The following is an 18,601-nucleotide window of genomic DNA, read 5'->3' on the forward strand; positions in this document are numbered from 1 at the left end:
GTGTTATGTCCGGAAAAGCGCAACAGCAGTCTCGCCTCAAAGAGTTGATCGCCCGCGGTCGTGAGCAGGGTTACCTGACTTACGCGGAGGTCAACGACCACCTGCCGGAGGATATTTCCGATCCGGAACAGGTGGAAGACATCATCCGCATGATCAACGACATGGGGATCAACGTATTCGAGAGTGCTCCGGATGCGGACGCCCTGTTGCTGGCCGAGGCCGACACCGACGAAGCCGCAGCGGAAGAAGCCGCAGCCGCTCTCGCCGCGGTGGAGACCGACATCGGCCGCACCACCGACCCGGTCCGCATGTACATGCGCGAAATGGGCACGGTCGAGTTGCTCACCCGCGAAGGCGAGATCGAAATCGCCAAGCGCATCGAGGAAGGCATCCGCGAAGTGATGAGCGCCATCGCCCACTTCCCGGGCGCCGTGGACAGCATCCTCGCCGAATACCAGCGCGTCACCACCGAAGGTGGCCGCCTCTCCGACGTCCTCAGTGGCTACATCGACCCCGACGACGGCAGCCTGCCGGCCGAGGAAGTCGAGCCTGTCGAACTGAAAAGCGACAGCGCCGCCAAAGCCAAGGATGAAGACGAAGAAGACGAAGAAAGCGAATCCGACGACACCGAGGAAGAAGGTGACGGCGGTCCGGACCCGGAAGAGGCCCTGCGTCGCTTCACCGCGGTATCCGACCAGCTCGAGAAGGCCCGCAAGGCCCTCAAGAAGCACGGCCGCGACAGCAAGCAGGCCACCGAGGAGCTGCAAGCCCTCGCCGAACTGTTCATGCCGATCAAGCTCGTGCCCAAGCAGTTCGACGCCCTGGTCGAGCGCGTCCGTGGCGCCCTGGACCGTGTCCGTGGCCAGGAACGCGCCATCATGCAGCTGTGCGTCCGTGACGCCCGCATGCCGCGCGCCGACTTCCTGCGCCTGTTCCCCGGCAACGAAGTCGACCTGACCTGGGCCGAAGACATCGCCAAGGGCAAGGCCAAGTACGCCGAAGCCATCGGCAAGCTGCTGGACGACATCAAGCGCAACCAGCAGAAGCTGGTGGACCTCGAGAAGGAAGTCGACCTCAAGGTCGCCGAGATCAAGGACGTCAACCGTCGCATGTCCATCGGCGAAGCCAAGGCCCGCCGTGCCAAGAAGGAGATGGTCGAGGCCAACCTGCGTCTCGTGATCTCCATCGCCAAGAAGTACACCAACCGTGGCCTGCAGTTCCTCGACCTGATCCAGGAAGGCAACATCGGCCTGATGAAGGCCGTGGACAAGTTCGAATACCGCCGCGGTTACAAGTTCTCGACCTACGCCACCTGGTGGATCCGCCAGGCGATCACCCGCTCGATCGCCGACCAGGCCCGCACCATCCGTATCCCGGTGCACATGATCGAGACCATCAACAAGCTCAACCGCATCTCCCGCCAGATGCTCCAGGAAATGGGCCGCGAGCCCACCCCGGAAGAACTCGGCGAGCGCATGGAGATGCCCGAGGACAAGATCCGCAAGGTCCTGAAGATCGCCAAAGAGCCGATCTCCATGGAAACCCCGATTGGTGACGACGAAGATTCGCACCTGGGTGACTTCATCGAGGACAGCACCATGCAGTCCCCGATCGACGTCGCCACGGTCGAAAGCCTCAAGGAAGCCACTCGCGAAGTCCTCGCCGGCCTCACCGCCCGTGAAGCCAAGGTCCTGCGCATGCGTTTCGGTATCGACATGAACACCGACCACACCCTCGAGGAAGTGGGCAAGCAGTTCGACGTCACCCGTGAACGTATCCGCCAGATCGAAGCCAAGGCACTGCGCAAGCTGCGCCACCCGTCGCGAAGCGAGCATCTGCGCTCCTTCCTCGACGAGTAAAAGACAAGACCCCCGGCCCGCCCGGGGGTCTTTCTTTTCGCTACCAAAGCCCCATTTCCCCCGACTACACTCACGCCTGTATCCAACTTGGAACGGGACCCTCATGGCGCGTCTGTCTGCCATTCTCCTGCTGTGCCTGGCGTTCTGGATTCCCACATCCGGAGCCCTGACCCTCACGCAGGCAGAACAAGACTGGCTCCAGGCCCATCCCACCCTGCGCCTTGGCACCGATGCCGCCTGGCCCCCCTTCGAATTCCGCGACACCCAGGGCCGCTACCAAGGCCTGGCCGCCGACTACGCCCGACTGATCGAAGACCGCCTCAACATCCGCCTCGAGCCCATCGACCCCGGCAGCTGGGGTGAAGTGCTCAAACGCGCCAAACGCAACGAAATCGACCTGCTGCCCGGCATCATGTCCACGCCCGAGCGCCAGGACTACCTCAGCTTCACCCGCCCCTACCTCGACTTCCCCATCGTCATCCTCGCCCGCGAAGACGGCCCCCGACCCAAGACCCTCAAGGACCTGTACGGCCTCAAGGTCGTCGTCGTCGACAGCTACGCCCCCCACGAACTGCTCCACACCCACAACCCCGACCTCAACCTGCTCACCGCACCCACCGTCGCCGCCGCCCTCCAGGTTCTCGCCACCGGCCAGGCCGACGCCTTCGTCAGCGACCTCGCCTCCAGCGTCTGGAGCCTCCGCCAGCTCAAGCTCGACGGCCTCTTCATCAGCGGCGAAACGCCCTACCGCTACCAACTGGCGATGGCCACCCCCAAGAGCGAACCGATCCTCATCGGCATCCTCGACAAAGTCTTCGCCGAACTCACCGCCGAACAGGTGGATGCCATCCAGGACCGCTGGGTCGGCGGCGTCATCGACCGCCGCCCGGTCTGGACCGACCAGCTCATCTACGTCATCCCCGCCCTGCTCGGCGCCCTGCTCGTCCTCGTACTCGTCCTGCGCATCAACCGCCGCCTGCGGGGCGAAATGAACCGCCGAACCCTGCTCGAAGAAGAACTTCGCAACAGCGAACAGCACTACCGCGGCCTCGTCGAAAGCCTCAACGCCATCGCCTGGGAGATGAACCTCGACGACTACTGCTTCACCTACGTCTCCCCCCACGCCGAACGCCTGCTCGGCTACCCCCTCGATGAATGGAAACAGCCCGGCTTCTGGCAACGCACCCTCCATCCCGAAGACGCCGAACACGCCTTCTGCTACTGCCAGCAAGAGACCCAGGCCGGCCGCGACCACAGCTTCGACTACCGCATGCTCGCCGCCGACGGTCGCATCCTCTGGATCCGCGACATCGTCACCCTCATCCACCACGGCCACGTTCCTGTCATCCGCGGCCTCATGATCGACATCACCGAAGCCAAGCACACCGAAGAAGCCCTGCGCCTCTCCGAACAGAAGTTCGCCACCGTCTTCCACCACTGCCCCGACGTCATCGCCCTCGCCCGCCGCAGCGACGGCCGCCTGCTCGACGTCAACCAGACCTTCGAGCAACAGACCGGGCTCAGAGCCGCACAGGCCATCGGACGCACCGCCACCGAACTCGGCCTCTGGGCCGACCCCAGCCTTGCCGCCGGCCTGCTCCAGCGCATCCAGCACGAAAGCCTGCACAACCTCGAAATGGCCTTCCGCCGCAGCGACGGCCGAGGCTTCACCGGCCTCCTCTCCGCCCAGCCCACCGACGTCGAAGGCGTCCCCGCCCTCATCATCGTCGTGCGCGACATCACCGTCCTGCAGGAAACCCAGCAGCGCCTGCGCCTCTCCGAAGAGAAATTCGCCCGCGCCTTCCACGCCTCGCCCGACGGCCTCCTCATCACCCGCCTCGCCGACGGCTGCCTCATCGAAGCCAACGAAGGCTTCACCCGCATCACCGGCTACGAACTCGGCGAAGCCGACCACCGCACCACCCTCGACCTCGGCATCTGGGTCAACCCCGCCGACCGCGACCACATGGTCAAAGCCATCCGCGAAGACGGCGGCCTGCGCCACTACACCGCCCCCATCCGCAGCAAGGACGGCAGCCTGCGCATCTGCGAACTCTCCGCCCAGCCCCTGCCCGTCGGCGGCGAAGCCTGCATCCTCACCATCGCCCGCGACGTCACCGACCGGCAGAAGATGCAGGAAGAACTCCTCCAGGCCGCCACCGTCTTCGAAAGCACCGCCGAAGGCGTCATGATCACCGACACCCAGCAACGCATCCTCGCCGTCAACCGCGCCTTCACCACCATCACCGGCTACGAAGAACACGAAGCCCTCGGCCAGACACCCCGCCTGCTCGCCTCCAACCACCACGAACGCGGCTTCTACGTCGACATGTGGGACCAGCTCAACCGCGAAGGCCACTGGCAAGGTGAAATCTGGAACCGCCGCAAGGACGGCGAAACCTTCCCCGAATGGCTCACCATCAACGCCGTCCGCAACCCCGAAGGCCAGATCACCCACTTCGTCGGCGTCTTCGCCGACATCTCACCGCTCAAGCAAGCCCAGGCCCGGCTCGACTACCAGGCCCACCACGACCCCCTCACCGGCCTGCCCAACCGCGTCCTCTTCGAAAGCCGCCTGCGCCAGGCCCTCGCCGCCTGCGAACGCGAAGGCCACGAAGGCGCCGTCCTGTTCCTCGACCTCGACCGCTTCAAGCACATCAACGACAGCCTCGGCCACCCCATCGGCGACGTCCTCCTCAAGAGCATCGCCACCCGCCTCGGCAACCAGCTCGGCCGCAACGACACCGTCGCCCGCCTCGGCGGCGACGAATTCATCATCCTCCTGCCGCACCTGCGCCAACCCGAAGAGGCCCAGCAACTGGCCGAGCGCCTGCTCGCCTGCTTCAACGCCCCATTCGAAACCCAGGACCACGAATTCTTCATCAGCGCCAGCATCGGCATCAGCCGCTTCCCCGAACACGGCAGCGACACCGCCACCCTCGTCAAGAACGCCGACGCCGCCATGTACCAGGCCAAATCCAAAGGCCGGAACCGCGTCGAGCTCTACACCCGCGACCTCACCTTCCAGGCCACCGAACGCATGGCCCTGGAAAACGAACTGCGCCGCGCCCTCGAACGCCACGAACTCTGCCTCTACTACCAACCCAAGCTCTGCCTGCGCAGCGGCCGCCTGATCGGCGCCGAAGCCCTCCTGCGCTGGCAGCACCCCCTCTTCGGCGACATCTCCCCCGAACGCTTCATCCCCCTCGCCGAAGAGAACGGCTTCATCCTCACCCTCGGCGACTGGGTCATCAGCGAAGCCTGCCGCCAGATGCGCGAATGGCAGGACCAGCACGTCCCCTTCGGCCCCCTCTCCGTCAACCTCGCCGGCGCCCAACTGCGCCAGCCCGGCATCGTCCAGCGCATCGACCAGCAGCTCAGGAGCGCCGGCGTCCCCGCCGAACGCCTGCAACTGGAAATCACCGAAACCTTCATCATGAGCCAGGCCGAAGAAGCCCTCGCCGTCCTCCACGCCCTCAAGGACCTCGGCCTGCAACTGGCCATCGACGACTTCGGCACCGGCTACTCCTCCCTCAGCTACCTCAAGCGCCTCCCGCTCGACATCATCAAGATCGACAAATCCTTCGTCCGCGGCCTCCCCCACGAACAGGAAGACGCCGCCATCGCCCGCGCCATCATTGCCCTCGGCCACAGCATGCAGCTCACCGTCATCGCCGAAGGCGTCGAAACACCCGCCCAGGAAGCCTTCCTCCGCGCCGAAGGCTGCGAACAGATCCAGGGCTACATCGTCAGCCGCCCCGTCCCCGCCGACGTCTTCGCCCGGCAATTCCTCAGCCCCAGTCAAACGGTTGGCGCCCCCGACAAGGCGCCGGTATAATCCGCCCGCCTTCTGAGGGCCTATAGCTCAGTCGGTTAGAGCAGAGGACTCATAATCCTTTGGTCCACGGTTCGAGTCCGTGTGGGCCCACCAAACAAAAAGCCGCGCATTGCGCGGCTTTTGCGTTTCTGGCCCCAGGCCACCCCCCACCAAAGGAGCCCCCGACCGGCACGCAATTCCATAGTGCCAGCACGGTTTTTTTCGCTACTATCCGACCACTCACGACTCATGAGTGACGGAAATGGACTTCACACCGTTCATCGCCCAGGTCTGGACCACCTTCGCCTGGTTCATCCCGCTGATGATCCTCATCGGCCTGCTCAAATCCCCCCTCGGCAAAGGCTATGTCGGCGAACGCCTCGTCCGGCTCTTCGCCCACTGGCAACTCGACAGGCAGACCTACCACCGCCTGCACAACGTCACCCTGAATACCCCGGACGGCACCACCCAGATCGACCACGTCTTCCTCTCCCGCTACGGCATCTTCGTGCTGGAGACCAAGAACATGAGCGGGTGGATCTTCGGCAGCGAACAGCAGGCCCAGTGGACGCAGAAGCTCTACAAGCACAGCTACAAGTTCCAGAACCCGCTGCGGCAGAACTACAAACACCTCAAGGCCCTGGAAGCCACCCTCGGCATCGCCCCCGAGCACCTGCACTCCGTCATCACCTTCGTCGGAGGCAGCACCTTCAAAACCGCCATGCCCGCCAACGTCACCGAAGGCATCGGCTTCATCCGCTACATCAAGTCCTTCCAGCAGCCGGTCTTCAGCGACGCCCAGGTCGCCACCCTGGTCCGCACCCTGCAAACCGGCCGCCGCGCGCCCACCCTCGCCACGCACCGCGAGCATGTGCAGAACCTCCAGCGCCGCAACGACCCGACCGCCGAGCGGCAATGCCCCAAATGCGGCAATGCGCTGGTGATTCGTACGGTGAAGTCGGGGCCGAAGGCGGGGCAGAGGTTTTGGGGGTGTTCGGGGTTTCCGAAGTGTCGGACGGTGCAAAGCCTCTGACCAGATCCGGATAGCCACAAACGGCTGGCATACAGACCCACTCACTCAACTGGTTGCTGATTCAAATGCCTGGCTATTTCACGCCATTCAGCTCTGAAGGAGCGGCGCAAATAAGCAACCAGCGCTCTATCGAAAACACGCCGAATCGCCGAGCCACGTAGCTGTTGATGGCGGGTACCAATAGCGGCTGAAATCCAGGCCTTATCAAACGCCGTCCATATCGGAGGCACTGGCGTCTGCAAGTTCTGATAGCAGACAGGCGCAACCTCCTCGAAAAATGCGTACTCAATCAGAGCTCGGTCAAACCGCCGCACATTGCGCGCGACAGCAGCGTAATCAACGGAGTTATCGACAAAGACATCTGACAACGCGGACCAGAGCTGAACCTGCTCCTCATGTGTCAAAGCACGCTCCACTTGGAAAACTCCTCCAACTCCTCGTCCAGCGCATCTGCCGCCAGGCTGCCGGCAATGCCGCCAATCGCACTCCCGGCCACCACCACGGCGATAGCGCATATGGGCGCACCAGGCCCACAAATGAGAGACACGCCGAAGAGTCCTGCGACATAGCCCCCGACGGCACCACCACCTATCACCATGCCTTGGCGCGCGGTTTCCTTGACCTTGTTGTCCGCGTTGAGGATTTCATAGGTCGCGAATGCGGCGGTTACCAGGATGCCAACCTTGCCCATGACCTGCAGACGACGCGTACCTTTGGTGACTTTTGCGTTGTCCCTGCCAGAAGACTCGATCACCGCGTAATGAATCATTCTCTTTTGCTCAACGGTCAGGGCGTCGTAGGGCTTTCCAAACTTATCGATGGCGTACTTATCAAGCAGCGCCGGCAGAGTAGGCGGCGTTTTCTTATGCTGCTCGGCTTTCGCCAACCCCACTGCCGACGTGAACTTGCGGTGCTCTGCCATGATCTTGTTGCGCATTTCGTAGCAATACTCCACGCCCGCTTTGCTGCTCATTCTTCCAGAAGCAACTTCGGCGCGAACCTGAGCGGAAATTCGCTTGATGTTGGCCGCGTAGCTCGCCCGGGTCTTCGCATCGCTAATGGCATCAAGCGCAAACCGCGTGGCTGCACCTTCCATGCCTGCAATGGCTTCATCCAAGGGCGAACGGCCTAGGGTGTGCTGGCTCTTGGATTTGAACTGCCCTTTGATCTCAAGAGTCGAGGCCATTCGCGATGCCCCCGTTAATGATGGAAAGAAGACACTCAGTGACAGAAGGCTGCTCGCTCTCCACCGACACGGGCATCTCAAGACGCGTGCAGACCGAACCCGTGGGATTGGAAAACAGCACGGTGTTGTTGGCATCGAAACAACTTGAGAGCGTCGTCCCGTCATCAAAGTGGGCGATGCACGTCCAACCGGCATAACTCTCGACCGCGGGAATCTGAAAGCCGATCCACGGGCGATTCTCCAAAGGCATCGGCGCACTAAAGGGCGCAGCCACCACGGTGTCGCCGATCAGAATATCGCCAGAACCGCTAATGACTGCGCCCCCATGACTGAGCGTGCTGCCGAGCAAGGCAGCGTTCTGCCCGTTGATGAGGACGCTGGCCGAAACGGCCCCCGAAACAGCCTGGCCACAGCCCGCAGCGTCGCCCAGCCGTGCAGCAGGCAGGTTATTGAACAGCACATCCGGGGAGCCAGTTTGGACAGGCGTGACGCCATGCCCCGGGACAGGGCAAATCGTGGAGTCACTCAAGCGTGCAGCAGGTTTGCCAGACATTGTGGGTACGCCTCTCGAGCTTTCTGCGGGGCTTTATGTTTACTCCCTCGAATGGCTCCTCACGTCCTACGAGCAGCGGGATATTCGGTAGTACTTTTCCGGCACTGATGGCGAGCACGGGTATTCGCTAACCACATCAATTGAAAGGCAACGGTGACTCACCATAGGCACCCGGTCTGCCAAAGCCCTGCCTCTGACTGAACGCTTTCCCACTGGCCACCTGGTCTGGACCTTTACTGATCCCGCGCACCTCCGACAATTCCTACTCCTCACCGGCATTGCCGTCCTACACACTCGGCTCGTAGCGTCTCCCCCGTCGCAGCGCTGACTGCGGCCGGGAGTGGAATCCCGAAGACGGTAGTAAGCATGTACGCCATAAGCAGGGTCAGCGAATGGAAGTTCCGTTCGTTGCCTCTGGCCTTCTATGGCGGACCGTGCGAGGCGGGCGCAAGCCCACCGGTTCCTATCGTCCCGGTATTCCACACCTCGCACGGTCCGCCACCCTCATGCAGTCAGGAACCGGTGGCGGGCTCCCCCTACAAGGAAGGAGTCTCACCATGTCCTACGAGTGCTACATCCCCACGGTTTTCCACCGCCATCACCGCGCATTGCGTGCCCTGCTGATCGACGACCAGGTCTGGTTCGTCGCCCAGGACCTCGGCCCCCTCACCAACCACCGCTTCGACGAACGCCTGTCGCGCAAGCTGGACCCGGACCAATGGCGCCACGCCCGCGTGGAGTACGTACAGGGCGGAGAGCAGGAGGTGCTGCTGATCAACGAAAGCGCGGTGTTCGAGCTGCTCAAGGTCAACTTCTACCACCCCGAACACCGCGCCCTGCGCCAATGGCTGACCCAGGACGTGGTGCCCGCGCTGCGTTCCGCCGCCACGCCGCAACTGCCCCGCCAGCGCCGGGTGACCTGGCAGGGGCGCGAGTTCAGCCTGATGGAATGGCAGGGCCGCCAGTGGGTGCGGGTGCGCGATGTGGCCGACCTGTTCGAAGGCCGCGAATTCGCCACGCGGCACTAGCCCGCCGTTTCAACGCCGCAGCGGCAACGCAGCCCGTTCAACCGCCTGCTGGAGCGGAACCGGGGGCCCGCAGTGCCCCCGGTGCTTCAGCGCTTGGCGATGATGTACACCGCATGGACGATGCCGGGGATGTAGCCCAGTAGGGTGAGCAGGATGTTCAGCCAGAAGGCGCCGCCGAAACCCACCTGGAGGAAGACGCCCAGCGGCGGCAGGAGGATGGCGATAAGGATGCGGATCAGGTCCATGACGACTCCGTGCAAGTCAGTGGGTACCTGCAGTCGACCGCCGCTGCGCCACGGGGGTTCAGGCTTTCTTGCCGGGCCGGCGAGGCGGCTTCCATAATCGCCGGCGTTTCCCTTCCGGAGCCGTGCCCATGGCGATCTCCCGCGACGACCTCGACCCCCACGGCCTGATCATCGGCGTCTCCCCCGAGCGTTTCCGCGAAGTGGCGATGCCGCTGCTGTTCGACCACCTCGATGCCCAGTGCGAGGGCACCATCGCGGTGAACCGCCAGGCGCGCATCGTCTGGATCAACGACAAGTACGCCCAGAAGCTCGGCATCGCCGACCCGCGCTCGGTGCTCGGCCGCGAGGTGGAAGACGTGCTGCCCGCCAGCCGCCTGCGTGAGGTGGTGCAGAGCGGCGCGCCGAGCATGCTCGACCTGATGGCCTTCGGCGACGAGCACTTCGTGGTCACCCGCATCCCCCTGCGCGACGCCGACGGCACCCTGGTCGGCGCCCTCGGCTTCGTGCTGTTCGACCGCGCCCGCCACCTGCAGCCGGTCATGGCCAAGTACAACCAGTTGCAGACCCAACTGGCCGCCGCCCAGCGCGAGCTGGCCCGCGCCCGCCGTGCGCGCTACACCATCGCCGGCTTCATCGGCACCAGCGCCGCCGCCAGCGAAGTGAAGCGCCAGGCCCGCCGCGCCGCCCAGCTGGACGCCACCGTGCTGCTGCGCGGCGAGACCGGCACCGGCAAGGAGCTGCTCGCCCAGGGCATCCACAACCTGTCGCTGCGGGCCAGCGGGCCCTTCGTTGCGGTGAACGTGGCGGCCATCCCGGAATCCCTGGTGGAGGCGGAGCTGTTCGGCACCGCGCCAGGCGCCTACACCGGTGCCGACCGCCGCGCGCGGGCCGGCAAGTTCGAGCTGGCCGACGGCGGCACGCTGTTCCTCGACGAGATCGGCGACCTGCCCCTGCCGCTGCAGGCCAAGCTGCTGCGCGTGCTGCAGGAGCAGGAAGTGGAGCCGCTGGGCTCCAACCAGGTGAAGACCCTGAACGTGCGGGTGATCGCCGCCACCCATGTGGACCTGGAGTCCAAGGTGGCCGCCGGCGAGTTCCGCGAAGACCTCTACTACCGCCTCAACGTCCTCGCCCTGCGCCTGCCGCCTCTGCGCGAGCGCCGGGAAGACCTGCCAGCGCTGATCGAGCACCTCGCCGACGACATCGCCAGCCGTTCCGGCCAGCCGCCGCTGGAGCTGACCGACGACGCCCTCGCCCTGCTCCGCGCCCAACCCTGGCCGGGCAACGTGCGCGAGCTGCGCAACCTGCTGGAACGGGCGCAGCTGCTGGGCGACGGCACCCAGCCCCTGCATGGGGCGGAGCTGGCCGAGCTGCTGGTGGACCCGCTGCCGCCCAACGCCGAGCCCGCCCCAGCGCCCGAGCCGTCCGCACCGAGCGATGTCCGCCCCCTGGCGGACAGCCTGGCCGAGGCAGAACGCGCCGCCATCCTCACCGCCCTCGCCGCCTGCGACGGCAACCGCACCCGCGCCGCCGAACGCCTCGGCATCGCCCGCGCCAGCCTCTACAACAAGCTCCAGGCCCACGGGTTGTAGCAGGGCCTGCGGGCGCGTTTCCCCGGGCTGAAGCCCGGGCTACGGGTCGGCACGCCGGTGGATGGGGAAGCGGCATACCCCCACGGAACGCCCAGGCGGCGTAGGGTGGATCGCGCTTCACCGATCCACGCGGTGCGGGGTTGATCGCCGGGCAGGGCGTGCGTTTACCTGCAGCCACGGTGTTTGAGGCGGGCGCGTTGGTGGATGGAAAAGCGCCATCCACCCTACAGCCCGGGGGCCTCGCGCTTGGGTTATGGGGCGTCCATATTTTTGGACATCGCTCGAAATAGGCGTCCAACAATCAGGACACCGTCTATTTATGTGGACGCTTGAACCGCTGCGTTCTCTTTCCCGCCAATGGCTCAAACCCACTACCAGCGCCTTCCCCAGGGCTTTTCAGCCCACCTGGCACAGCTTTCGCTCTATACCGGCAAAGGGCCGACCCAGGCCCGGCCGCTGCGGCGGTTCAAAACAACAACAAGAAGGAAATCCCATGGGTACCCTCGGAATCCTGCTGTCCCTCGCACTGCTGATGTTCCTGGCCTACCGCGGCTACAACGTGCTGATCCTGGCGCCGCTGATGGCGCTGCTGGCGGTGCTGTTCGCCGGTGATGCGGCGTTGATGCTGCCCACCTACACCCAGGTGTTCATGAAGTCCCTGGGCGGCTACCTGATCCAGTTCTTCCCGCTGTTCCTGCTCGGCGCCATCTTCGGCAAGTTGATGGACGACTCCGGCTCGGCCCGCGCCATCGCCCAGGGCATCGTCACCCGGCTGGGGCGCGAGCGGGCCATCCTCGCCATCGTGCTGGCCTGCGGGCTGCTGACCTACGGCGGCGTGTCGCTGTTCGTGGTGGCCTTCGCGGTGTACCCCATCGGCACAGCGCTGTTCCGCGAGGCGGGCATTCCCAAGCGGCTGCTGCCCGGCGCCATCGCCCTGGGTGCCTTCACCTTCACCATGACCGCCCTGCCCGGCACCCCGGCGATCCAGAACGCAATCCCCAGCCCCTTCTTCGGCACCGACGCCTTCGCCGCGCCCATCCTCGGGCTGATCGGCGGGCTGATCATGCTCGGCCTCGGCAGTTGGTGGCTCGCCGCCCAGGCCCGCACGCTGATGGCCGCCGGCGAAGGCTACGGCAGCCACAAGGACGACCCCACCGAGCAGGGCGGCCTGCCGGTGACCGGCTTCTGGCTGGCGCTGCTGCCGATCCTGCTGGTGATCGCGCTGAACTTCCTGATGGCCAAGCAGGTGCTGCCCAACCTCGACACCAGCTACCTGGCCAAGCCCGAATTCGGCGGCCTGCAGGACGCCAAGTCGGTGATCGGCATCTGGTCGATCATCGTCGCCCTCAGCGCGGCGGTGCTGCTGCTCATCGGCCTGCACTGGCGGCGCTGGGTGGACCTGAAGCAGAGCCTCAACGACGGCACCTTCGGCTCCATGCTGCCGATCCTCAACACCGCCTCCGAGGTGGGCTACGGCACGGTGATCGCCTCCCTCGCCGGCTTCGTGGTGATCCGCGACCTGGTGCTGAGCGTGCCGGGCAACCCGCTGGTGTCCGAGGCGGTGGCGGTGAACATCCTCGCCGGCATCACCGGCTCCGCTTCCGGCGGCATGTCCATCGCCCTCAAGACCCTCGGCGCGCAGTACCTGGAGATGGCCAACGCCGCCGGCATCAGCCCCGAGCTGCTGCACCGGGTCGCCGCCATGGCCTCCGGCTGCATGGACACCCTGCCCCACAACGGCGCGGTGATCTCGCTGCTGGCCATCTGCAAGCTGACCCACCGCGATTCCTACAGATTCATCTTCATGAACACGGTGATCTTCCCCCTCGCTGCCCTGGTGGTGGTGATCACCCTCGGCAGCCTGTTCGGCAGCTTCTGATGAGTAGCCCGTGGCAGCGAATTCATTCGCGATGCGGCCCGCAGGGGCGCCCCGGGTCCGCTGCGCGGCCCTTCGCGGCTGAAGCCGCTCCCACGGGAGAACCCGGCCGCCCCCAATTCCACGCTCGAGGTACGACATGAGCAAAGTGATGAGCGCCGCCGAGGCGGTGGCGCGTATCCCCGACAACGCCCACCTGGCCACCGGCGGCTTCGTCGGCATCGGTTTCGCCGAGGCCATCGCCATCGCCCTGGAGCAGCGCTTCCAGGCCGAGCAGGCGCCGCGCGACCTGACGCTGGTCTACGCCGCCGGCCAGGGCGACGGCAAGGGCCGGGGCCTCAACCACCTGGCCCACGAAGGGCTGGTGCGCCGCGTCATCGGCGGCCATTGGGGCCTGGTGCCCGGGTTGCAGAAGCTGGCGGTGGAGAACCGCATCGAGGCCTACAACCTGCCCCAGGGGGTGATCTCCCAGCTGTTCCGCGACATCGCCGCCGGCAAGCCGGGGCAGCTGTCGCGGGTGGGCCTCGGCACCTTCGTCGACCCCGAGCACGGCGGCGGCAAGCTCAATGCCCGCACCACCGAGGAGCTGGTGCGGCGCATGCCCCTCGACGGCGAGGACTACCTCTTCTACAAGACCTTCCCCATCCATGTCGGGGTGGTGCGCGCCACCAGCGCCGACGAGGACGGCAACCTGACCATGGAGCGCGAGGCGCTGACCATCGAGAGCCTGGCCATCGCCATGGCCGCACGCAATTCCGGCGGGCTGGTGATCGCCCAGGTGGAACGGGTGGTCGCCCGTGGCTCGCTCAACCCGCGCCAGGTGAAGATCCCCGGCATCCTCGTCGACTGCGTGGTGGTGGCCGCGCCGGAGCATCACCAGCAGACCTTCGCCACCGCCTACAACCCGGCCTTCGCCGCCGAGGTGCGGGTGCCCGAAGGCAGCCTGCCGCCGATGCCGCTGGACCTGCGCAAGCTCATTGCCCGCCGCGCGGCACTGGAACTCAAGCCCGGCGCGGTGGTGAACCTGGGCATCGGCATGCCCGAAGGCGTGGCGGCGGTGGCGGCGGAAGAAGGGGTGATCGACCTGCTCACCCTCACCGCCGAGCCCGGCGTGATCGGCGGCGTGCCGGCCTCGGGCCTGGACTTCGGCGCGGCCTGCAACCACAGCGCGCTGATTGACCAGCCCTACCAGTTCGACTTCTACGACGGCGGCGGCCTCGACCTCGCCTTCCTCGGCCTGGCCCAGGCGGATGCGGCGGGCAACCTCAACGTGTCTAAGTTCGGCACGCGCCTGGCCGGCGCCGGGGGCTTCATCAACATCAGCCAGAACGCCAAGGCGGTGGTCTTCGTCGGCACCTTCAGCGCCGGCCCGCAGGACATCCGCATCGAGAACGGCGCCCTGCGCATCGTTCAGGACGGCGAGCTGCGCAAGTTCGTCCGCGAGGTGGAGCACCGCACCTTCGCCGGCCGCCTCGCCGCCGAAGCCGGCAAGCCGGTGCTCTACGTGACCGAGCGCTGCGTGTTCCGCCTCACCCCCGAGGGCCTGGAGCTGATCGAGGTCGCGCCGGGCATCGACGTCGAGCGCGACATCATCGAACGCATGGACTTCCGCCCCATCGTCAACAAACCCCAACTGATGGATGCGCGGCTGTTCCAGGAGCCCCGCCTGGGCCTGCGCGCCATGTTCGACGGTTGTGCGTGAAACCACGGGCCCACCCTTGGGCCCGTGGCTTTTTTCAGGTGCATCCCGTAGCCCACCCTGTGGGAGCGGCTTCAGCCGCGATGCTCGTGCTTTACCTCGTTCGCGAATGAATTCGCACCCACCGAGCCAGAGCGCTTCGTAGCCCGGGCTTCAGCCCGGGAACCCCTCCGACTGGCACCGCCCCCGTAGGAGCGAGCCCTGCTCGCGAAGGCTCCTCCCCGGCATGCCCGTCCCCGGACTGAAGTCCGGGCTACAGGTGGCCACCCTGTGGGAGCGGCTTCAGCCGCGATGCTCGTGCTTTACCTCGTTCGCGAATGAATTCGCTCCCACCGAGCAAGAGCGCTCCGTAGCCCGGGCTTCAGCCCGGGAATCCCTCCGGCTGGCACCGCCCCGTAGGAGCGAGCTTTGCTCGCGAACGCCCATCCCAGGCACCACCGCCATCCCCGGACTGAAGTCCGGGCTACAGATGGCAGACCCTGTGGGAGCGGCTTCAGCCGCGATGCTCGTGCTTCACCTCGTTCGCGAATGAATTCGCTTCCACAGAGTCGCGCCTACCGCTCCCCCAACTTATGCCGCGCGGCGTACAGGCAGATCATTTCCATCGCCAGGGTGGCGCCGGCCAGGGCGGTGACTTCGGCGTTGTCGTAGGGCGGCGCCACTTCCACCACGTCCATGCCCACCAGGTTGATGCCGCGCAGGCCGCGGAGGATTTCCAGCGCCTGGTGGCTGGAGAGCCCGCCGCACACCGGGGTGCCGGTGCCGGGGGCGAAGGCCGGGTCGAGGCAGTCGATGTCGAAGGTCAGGTACACCGGGTTGTCCCCCACCCGCTCGCGGATGCGCTCGGCGATCTGCTCCGGGGTGTGGCGGTGCACCTCGCGGGCGTCCAGCACCTGGAAGCCCATCACGTCGTCGTTGGTGGTGCGCAGGCCGATCTGCACCGAGCGCGCCGGGTCCACCAGGCCCTCGCGGGCGGCGTGGAAGAACATCGTCCCGTGGTCGATGCGCTGGCCCTCCTCGTCCGGCCAGGTGTCGCTGTGGGCGTCGAAGTGGATCAGCGACAGCGGCCCGTGCTTGGCCGCATGGGCCTTGAGCAGCGGGTAGCTGATGAAGTGGTCGCCGCCCAGGGTGAGCATCGCCGCGCCGGCCTCGAGGATGTGCGCGGCGTGGGCCTGGATCGCCTCCGGCGTGTGCTGCGGCGTGCCGTGGTCGAAGGCGCAGTCGCCGTAGTCGATCACCGCCAGGTGGTCGAAGGGGTCGAACTCCCAGGGAAAATGCCGCGCCCAGGCCATCTGCACCGAGGCGGCGCGAATGGCGCGCGGCCCGAAGCGGCTGCCGGGGCGGTTGGTCGTGGCGGTGTCGAAGGGCACCCCGCTCACCACCAGATCGACGCCGGTGAGGTCGCGGCTGTAGCGCCGGCGCATGAAGCTGGTGATGCCGGCGTAGGTGGCTTCGGCGGCCGTGCCCAGCAGGCTCGGCCGGGTGATGGCCTGGTCGTTGTCGAAGGCGTGTTCCATGTCATCGGGCTCCGTCGGGGGTGGGGTGTGCGTGTGCGCGGGGTCAGTACTGGGTGCGGAAGCGCGTCCAGATGCGGGTGCGCTCGCGCTGCTCCTTGAGGGTCAGCGCCTGCTCGCCGAACAGGCGGTCGCGCACGGCCTGGTCCGGGTAGATGTCCGGGTCGTTGGCCACCGCCGGGTCCAGCAAGGGTGTGGCGGCCTGGTTGGCGTTGGCGAAGAACTGGCTGTTGGTCAGCTCGGCGATGGCCTCGGGGCGCAGCATCCAGTCGATGAAGGCGTGGGCCGCCTGGGGGTGCGGCGCGTCGGCGGGGATGGCCAGGGTGTCGAACCAGATCAGCGTGCCCTCGCGGGGGATGCGGTAGACCACCTCGAAGGGCATCTTCGCCTCACGGGCCTGCTCGGCGGCGATGGCGGCGTCGCCGTTGTAGGTCAGCGCCAGGCAGATCTCGCCCTTGGCCAGGTCGTTGATGTGCTTGCCGGCGCCGACGTAGCGCAGGTTCGGCTGCAAGGCGGTGAGCAGCTCATGGACCGCCGCGAGGTCGGCCTTGGCGGTGCTGTACGGGTCCTTGCCGAGGTAGTGCAGGGCCACGCTGATGACCTCCTGGGGCGAGTCGATCACGGCGATGCCGCAGTCCTTCAGGCGGCTGGCGTATTCGGGCTTGAACAGCAGGTCGAGGCTGTTCAGCGGCGCATCGGGGATGCGCTTCTGCACCGCGTCGCGGTTCAGCCCCAGGCCGATGGTGCCCCAGGTGTAGGGCACGCCGAAGCGGTTGCCGGGGTCGACGCTGGCGAGCTTGGCCAGCAGCTGCGGGTCGAGGTTGGCGTAGTGGTGCAACTGCTCGCGCTGCACCGGCTGCACCGCATTGGCCTTGATCGCGCGCGCCAGGCCGCTGCTGGCAGGGAACACCACGTCATAGCCGCTGCCGCCGGTCATCAGCTTGGCGTCGAGGGCCTCGGCGCTGTCGAAGATGTCGTACTTCACCTTGATGCCGGTCTCGGCCTTGAAGCGCTCCAGCGCCTGGGGCGGGATGTAGGCGGACCAGCTGTAGAGGTTCAGCTCCCGGTCCTGCCCATGGGCGGGCAGGACACAGGCGGCGAGCAGGACGAACAACAGGGAAAGGCGCATGGCGAAAGCTCCCGGAGCGGTGATGGGGCGATCCTGCGCCGGGCTTTGCTTCGGATAAATATGAAGTGTTCTACTTTGGCATCGCTCGCCATCGATGTTTGGAGATTCCCATGCTCGCCCAACTCCAGGACCTGGACCTGCAGCTGCTCAGGCTGTTCGTCACCGTGGTGGAAAGCGGCGGCTTCAGCGCCGCCCAGGGCGCGCTGGGGGTGGGCCAGTCCACCATCAGCACGCAGATGGCCAAGCTGGAGACGCGCCTGGGCTTCCGCCTGTGCGAGCGCGGCAAGGCCGGCTTCCGCCTGACCCCCAAGGGCGAGCAGGTGCTGGCGGCCACGCGGCGGCTGTTCGGCGCCATCGAGACCTTCAAGGGCGAGGCGCGGGGCATGGCCGACATGCTCCTGGGCGAGCTGCGCATCGGCCTCTCCGAGTCCCTCGACGATGCCGTGATGCAACGCCTGGCCGATGCCATCCGGCGCTTCCGCTCGCGCCGCCAGGCGGTGCGCATCGAGCTGCTCAGCGCCATGCCCGCCGAACTGGAGCGGCGCCTGCTGCAGGACCAGCTGCACCTGGCCATCGGTTACTTCTCCGGCAACCAGCAGGCGCTGGCGCACCGGCCGTTGTTCGTCGAGGAGCAGCTGCTGTTCTGCGGCGCCGGGCACCCGCTGTTCGACCGCACGCGCGTGACCGAGGACGACCTGCGCCAATGCGACCGGGTGCTGCACCCCTACCGCTTCATCGGCGAGGCCGAGCCCTTCCAGTCCGCCGCCAGCAGCGCGGTGACCGAGCAGGTGGAAGGCACCCTGGCGCTGATCCTCTCCGGCGCCCACATCGGCTACCTCCCCCGCCATATCGCAGCGCCCTGGGAGGCACGCGGGCAACTCCGCGCCCTGCTGCCGGAACGACTGGGCTTCGACGTGGAATTCCGCCTCACCCACCACCGCGGCCGCGAACCCAGCGAAGCGCAGCAGGCGTTCGTCGAGGATTTGGTGGCCGCCTTCGGCGGGGTGGATCGGGCGTAGGGTCACGGCGAACAACGACCACCCCCGGCTCCTGTAGGGGCGAATTCATTCGCC

Annotated in this window: 14 protein-coding genes and 1 tRNA gene; 9 read left to right on the forward strand and 6 right to left on the reverse strand. The window is 66.3% G+C overall.

Translation table 11 applies throughout. The features are described from left to right. Nucleotides 1–5 precede the first annotated feature (5 nt). The 4 genes from rpoD (at nt 6) to FBY21_RS17490 (ending at nt 6,709) form a co-directional block, all read left to right on the forward strand. Nucleotides 6–1,859, forward strand: a complete 1,854-nt coding sequence (gene rpoD, locus FBY21_RS17475; protein WP_044405638.1) for an RNA polymerase sigma factor RpoD — start codon at nt 6–8, stop codon at nt 1,857–1,859. Nucleotides 1,860–1,962: 103 nt separating this feature from the next. Beyond that, the gene (locus tag FBY21_RS17480; protein ID WP_142012569.1) at nt 1,963–5,697 is read left to right on the forward strand and encodes a bifunctional diguanylate cyclase/phosphodiesterase; all 3,735 of its coding nucleotides are present in this window, start codon (nt 1,963–1,965) and stop codon (nt 5,695–5,697) included. A gap of 16 nt (nt 5,698–5,713) precedes the next feature. After that, a tRNA-Ile gene (locus tag FBY21_RS17485) sits at nt 5,714–5,790 on the forward strand. A 148-nt stretch (nt 5,791–5,938) separates the two neighbouring features. Beyond that, a complete protein-coding gene (locus FBY21_RS17490; RefSeq protein ID WP_142012572.1) occupies nt 5,939–6,709 on the forward strand; it encodes a nuclease-related domain-containing protein in 771 nt (256 codons plus the stop codon). Between the two features lie 41 nt (nt 6,710–6,750). On the opposite strand, the gene FBY21_RS17495 is transcribed toward FBY21_RS17490, so the two are convergent. Genes FBY21_RS17495 through FBY21_RS17505 form a run of 3 tightly spaced genes read right to left on the reverse strand, consistent with a single transcriptional unit; the run spans nt 6,751 to nt 8,448 of the window. Next, nucleotides 6,751–7,125, reverse strand: coding sequence for a hypothetical protein (locus FBY21_RS17495; RefSeq protein ID WP_236692411.1), 375 nt, complete (start codon nt 7,123–7,125; stop codon nt 6,751–6,753). After that, on the reverse strand, nt 7,110–7,895 hold the full coding sequence (locus tag FBY21_RS17500) for a hypothetical protein (protein WP_142012574.1): 786 nt from the start codon (nt 7,893–7,895) through the stop codon (nt 7,110–7,112). Before FBY21_RS17500 ends, FBY21_RS17495 begins: the two co-directional genes overlap by 16 nt. After that, nucleotides 7,879–8,448, reverse strand: a complete 570-nt coding sequence (locus FBY21_RS17505; RefSeq protein WP_142012576.1) for a PAAR domain-containing protein — start codon at nt 8,446–8,448, stop codon at nt 7,879–7,881. The genes FBY21_RS17500 and FBY21_RS17505 overlap by 17 nt, the downstream gene beginning before the upstream one ends. A 557-nt stretch (nt 8,449–9,005) precedes the next feature. On the opposite strand from FBY21_RS17505, the gene FBY21_RS17510 reads away from it, so the two are divergent. After that, on the forward strand, nt 9,006–9,476 hold the full coding sequence (locus FBY21_RS17510; protein WP_044405628.1) for a Bro-N domain-containing protein: 471 nt from the start codon (nt 9,006–9,008) through the stop codon (nt 9,474–9,476). Between the two features lie 86 nt (nt 9,477–9,562). Here the strand turns inward: FBY21_RS17510 and FBY21_RS17515 are convergent, their stop codons facing one another. Beyond that, entirely contained in the window at nt 9,563–9,721 is a 159-nt protein-coding gene (locus tag FBY21_RS17515) for a YqaE/Pmp3 family membrane protein (protein ID WP_003084988.1), read from the reverse strand. A gap of 128 nt (nt 9,722–9,849) precedes the next feature. Here FBY21_RS17515 and FBY21_RS17520 point away from each other — a divergent pair, with 128 nt between their 5' ends. The 3 genes from FBY21_RS17520 (at nt 9,850) to FBY21_RS17530 (ending at nt 14,888) form a co-directional block, all read left to right on the forward strand. Further along, complete coding sequence (locus FBY21_RS17520) at nt 9,850–11,310, forward strand: sigma-54 interaction domain-containing protein (protein WP_142012579.1); 1,461 nt, start codon at nt 9,850–9,852, stop codon at nt 11,308–11,310. A 493-nt stretch (nt 11,311–11,803) separates the two neighbouring features. Beyond that, nucleotides 11,804–13,189 carry a GntP family permease gene (locus FBY21_RS17525; RefSeq protein WP_142012581.1) on the forward strand — a complete coding sequence of 462 codons (1,386 nt, stop codon included), beginning with the start codon at nt 11,804–11,806 and terminating at the stop codon, nt 13,187–13,189. A gap of 136 nt (nt 13,190–13,325) precedes the next feature. Continuing rightward, a complete protein-coding gene (locus FBY21_RS17530; protein ID WP_142012584.1) occupies nt 13,326–14,888 on the forward strand; it encodes an acyl CoA:acetate/3-ketoacid CoA transferase in 1,563 nt (520 codons plus the stop codon). Nucleotides 14,889–15,439: 551 nt separating this feature from the next. On the opposite strand, the gene speB is transcribed toward FBY21_RS17530, so the two are convergent. Next, nucleotides 15,440–16,402, reverse strand: coding sequence for an agmatinase (gene speB / locus FBY21_RS17535; protein WP_142012586.1), 963 nt, complete (start codon nt 16,400–16,402; stop codon nt 15,440–15,442). Nucleotides 16,403–16,445: 43 nt separating this feature from the next. Further along, the gene (locus FBY21_RS17540) at nt 16,446–17,528 is read right to left on the reverse strand and encodes a polyamine ABC transporter substrate-binding protein (RefSeq protein WP_142012589.1); all 1,083 of its coding nucleotides are present in this window, start codon (nt 17,526–17,528) and stop codon (nt 16,446–16,448) included. Nucleotides 17,529–17,638: 110 nt separating this feature from the next. Between FBY21_RS17540 and FBY21_RS17545 the strand changes: the two genes are divergently transcribed. Further along, nucleotides 17,639–18,547 carry a LysR family transcriptional regulator gene (locus FBY21_RS17545; protein WP_142012591.1) on the forward strand — a complete coding sequence of 303 codons (909 nt, stop codon included), beginning with the start codon at nt 17,639–17,641 and terminating at the stop codon, nt 18,545–18,547. Nucleotides 18,548–18,601 lie beyond the last annotated feature (54 nt).

It is taken from the genome of Pseudomonas sp. SLBN-26 (assembly GCF_006715895.1).
Classification (GTDB): domain Bacteria; phylum Pseudomonadota; class Gammaproteobacteria; order Pseudomonadales; family Pseudomonadaceae; genus Metapseudomonas; species Metapseudomonas otitidis.

Coding starts and splice junctions, on each gene's coding strand:
- FBY21_RS17505 (WP_142012576.1), bottom strand. CDS start 8,448: ATGTCTGGCAAACCTGCTGCACGCTTGAGTGACTCCACGATTTGCCCT.
- speB (WP_142012586.1), bottom strand. CDS start 16,402: ATGGAACACGCCTTCGACAACGACCAGGCCATCACCCGGCCGAGCCTG.
- FBY21_RS17510 (WP_044405628.1), top strand. CDS start 9,006: ATGTCCTACGAGTGCTACATCCCCACGGTTTTCCACCGCCATCACCGC.
- FBY21_RS17530 (WP_142012584.1), top strand. CDS start 13,326: ATGAGCAAAGTGATGAGCGCCGCCGAGGCGGTGGCGCGTATCCCCGAC.
- FBY21_RS17480 (WP_142012569.1), top strand. CDS start 1,963: ATGGCGCGTCTGTCTGCCATTCTCCTGCTGTGCCTGGCGTTCTGGATT.
- FBY21_RS17500 (WP_142012574.1), bottom strand. CDS start 7,895: ATGGCCTCGACTCTTGAGATCAAAGGGCAGTTCAAATCCAAGAGCCAG.
- FBY21_RS17540 (WP_142012589.1), bottom strand. CDS start 17,528: ATGCGCCTTTCCCTGTTGTTCGTCCTGCTCGCCGCCTGTGTCCTGCCC.
- FBY21_RS17490 (WP_142012572.1), top strand. CDS start 5,939: ATGGACTTCACACCGTTCATCGCCCAGGTCTGGACCACCTTCGCCTGG.
- rpoD (WP_044405638.1), top strand. CDS start 6: ATGTCCGGAAAAGCGCAACAGCAGTCTCGCCTCAAAGAGTTGATCGCC.
- FBY21_RS17545 (WP_142012591.1), top strand. CDS start 17,639: ATGCTCGCCCAACTCCAGGACCTGGACCTGCAGCTGCTCAGGCTGTTC.
- FBY21_RS17520 (WP_142012579.1), top strand. CDS start 9,850: ATGGCGATCTCCCGCGACGACCTCGACCCCCACGGCCTGATCATCGGC.
- FBY21_RS17515 (WP_003084988.1), bottom strand. CDS start 9,721: ATGGACCTGATCCGCATCCTTATCGCCATCCTCCTGCCGCCGCTGGGC.
- FBY21_RS17525 (WP_142012581.1), top strand. CDS start 11,804: ATGGGTACCCTCGGAATCCTGCTGTCCCTCGCACTGCTGATGTTCCTG.